The 2,370-nt window shown below is 71.9% G+C and carries 1 protein-coding gene; it reads right to left on the minus strand.

Going from position 1 to position 2,370, the window contains the following annotated elements; translation table 11 throughout:
* On the minus strand, positions 1–2,370 hold a 2,370-nt coding region (locus tag ACYVE9_RS23300), incomplete at both ends, for an SDR family NAD(P)-dependent oxidoreductase (protein WP_461029855.1).

Here is a 2,370-nt window from a genome sequence, read left to right on the forward strand (position 1 = left end):
GGAAGTCGGAAAGCCCTTCCCGCCCCTCCGCGAGCAGCGACCACAACTCCTCCGGCGACCGGACCCCGCCCGGGAAACGGCACCCCATTCCGACAATTGCCACCGGCTCGTCCATCGAAAGCGACCCCGGCACAACCTCGGCCGTATCGCCCGAGGCCTCACCGCACAACTCACCGAACAGGAAACCCGCCAACGCCTCCGGCGTCGGATGATCAAACACCACAGTCGCCGGCAACGACACCCCACACATCGCCGCCAACACATTCCGCAACTCCACCGCGATCAGCGAATCCACACCCAGATCACGGAACGCACGATCCGCACCCACCCGCTCCACACCGTCAAAACCCAACACACCAGCCGCACGCACCCGCACCTCATCCAGAAGCACACGCTGTGCCGCCTCTCGGGGCAGGGTCATGAGCCGGGACCTCAGAGTGCCCTGTGGCTCGCCAGCAGTGAGCGGCAAGGCCGGGGAGTGCCGGGTGCGGTCGGTGGTGAACGCGGACAGCAGTGCGCTCGGGCGGGCGGCGGTGAAGGCCGGCACGAAGTCGTCCCAGTCGATGTCGGCTGCCAGTTCCGGGGCGCTGCCGCCGTCAAGCAGGGCACCGAGCACGGACAGGGCGAGAGAGGGCTCGACGGGATGCACCGCCCCTCGGCCGCGACGACGGCCACCGGCGTCGGCGGCCATGCCGCCGCCGGCCCAGGGTCCCCAGGCGATCGACGTGCCAGGCAACCCCTCGGCGCGCCGCCGCTCGGCCAACGCGTCCAGCACCGCGTTGGCCGCCGCATAGGCGGCCTGACCCGGACTGCCGACAACACCGGCGAGGGACGAGAACAGCACGAAGGCCGACAGGTCCGCGTCTCTGGTCAGTGCGTCCAGCAGCAGAGCCGAGGTGGCCTTCGGGCGCATCACCCTTTCGATGCGGTCCGCGTCAGTTGTCAGCAGCGTGCCGTCATCAAGCACTCCAGCGGTGTGGAAGACGGCGTCGACGCGGTGCTCGGCCAGCAGCCGGCCGAGTTCCTCCGGTTCGGAGACGTCGAGCGCGGCGACGGTGACCCGGGCGCCGGCCTCCGTCAGTTCCTCGTGCAGGTCTGCGGCTCCCGGCGCGTCGAGACCCCGGCGGCTCACGAGGAGCAGGTCCCGGGCCCCCCGGCCGACGGCCCACCGGGCCACGTGGCCGCCCAGCGCGCCGGTGCCGCCCGTGATGAGCACGGTGCCGCGCGGCTGCCAGGTGTCCTTGCCAGCCGGCGCGCTCTCCGCCTTCACCATGCGGCGGCCGAAGAGGCCGTTGGGCCGGACGGCCACCTGGTCCTCACCGCGCTTCAGGCGGGTCAGCGCCCTGACCAGACGTGCGCATCCCCGGTCGTCGACATCGGCGGGGAGGTCGATCAGACCACCCCACACGTCAGGATGTTCCAGCCCCGCGACGCGCCCCATCCCCCACACCGCGGCTTGCAGGGGGCGCGGCAGGTCCCCGGAACCGACGGAAACGGCTCCCTGGGTGAGGACCCACAGCGGGCCGAGTGCCGGTCCCCGGACATGCTCCTTCAGAAGCGCGACGGTGGCCACGGCCGGGTCGGTGGCGGCGTCCAGGGAGAGCAGCGACAGGGTCGCGTCAGGTGTGCCGTCCTCGGCGCGCACGTTCCGCAGCGCTTCGGCGCACGCCGCCGGGTCCCCCGGCACCACGGCGCGAACGAGCAGGTCCAGGCCGTGCTTGCGCAACCCTGCCAGCACGTTTCGCACGGTTGTCTCGACGGTGGCGTCCGCTCCCACGGCGGGCACGAGGACCAGCCACTGACCAGCGGAACCGACGCCGGCGTCGTCCAGCTCGTCGTCCCGGGTCAGCGGCTGCCAGGTCACACGATGACGCAGGGCGTTGACCTCCGCCTGGTGCAACCGGCGGCGGTACCAGGTGGACAGGGCGGGGACCACCGGCTCCAACGCGTCGGGCGTGAGGTGCAGGTCGGCGGCGAGTGTGCTCAGGTCCTCCTGCTCGACCGCGGCCCAGAAGTCGGCGTCGACCAGACCGGCGGCGTGGGCGGGCCCGGTCGGCGCACCCGGCACGGACTCGTGCGGAGCGAGCCAGTAGCGACGTCGCCGAAAGGCGTAGGTGGGCAACTCGACGGCCCGCGCGTCGGCGTCAGCCCCGCCCAGCACGGCAGTCCAGTCGAGGTCCGCGCCGTTGACATGCAGCGCCGCCAGAGCCTGGAGTACGGCCACGGGTTCCGGGCGGTCCTTGCGCAGCAGCGACACAGCGACCTGGTCGTCACCGCCCGACGCCGTCTGGGTGAGGGCGGTGAGGGTGCTGTCTGGTCCGATCTCCAGGAAGCGCGTGACGCCCTGCTCGGTGAGGCTTTGGATGCCGT

This window comes from Streptomyces sparsus, from assembly GCF_054776295.1.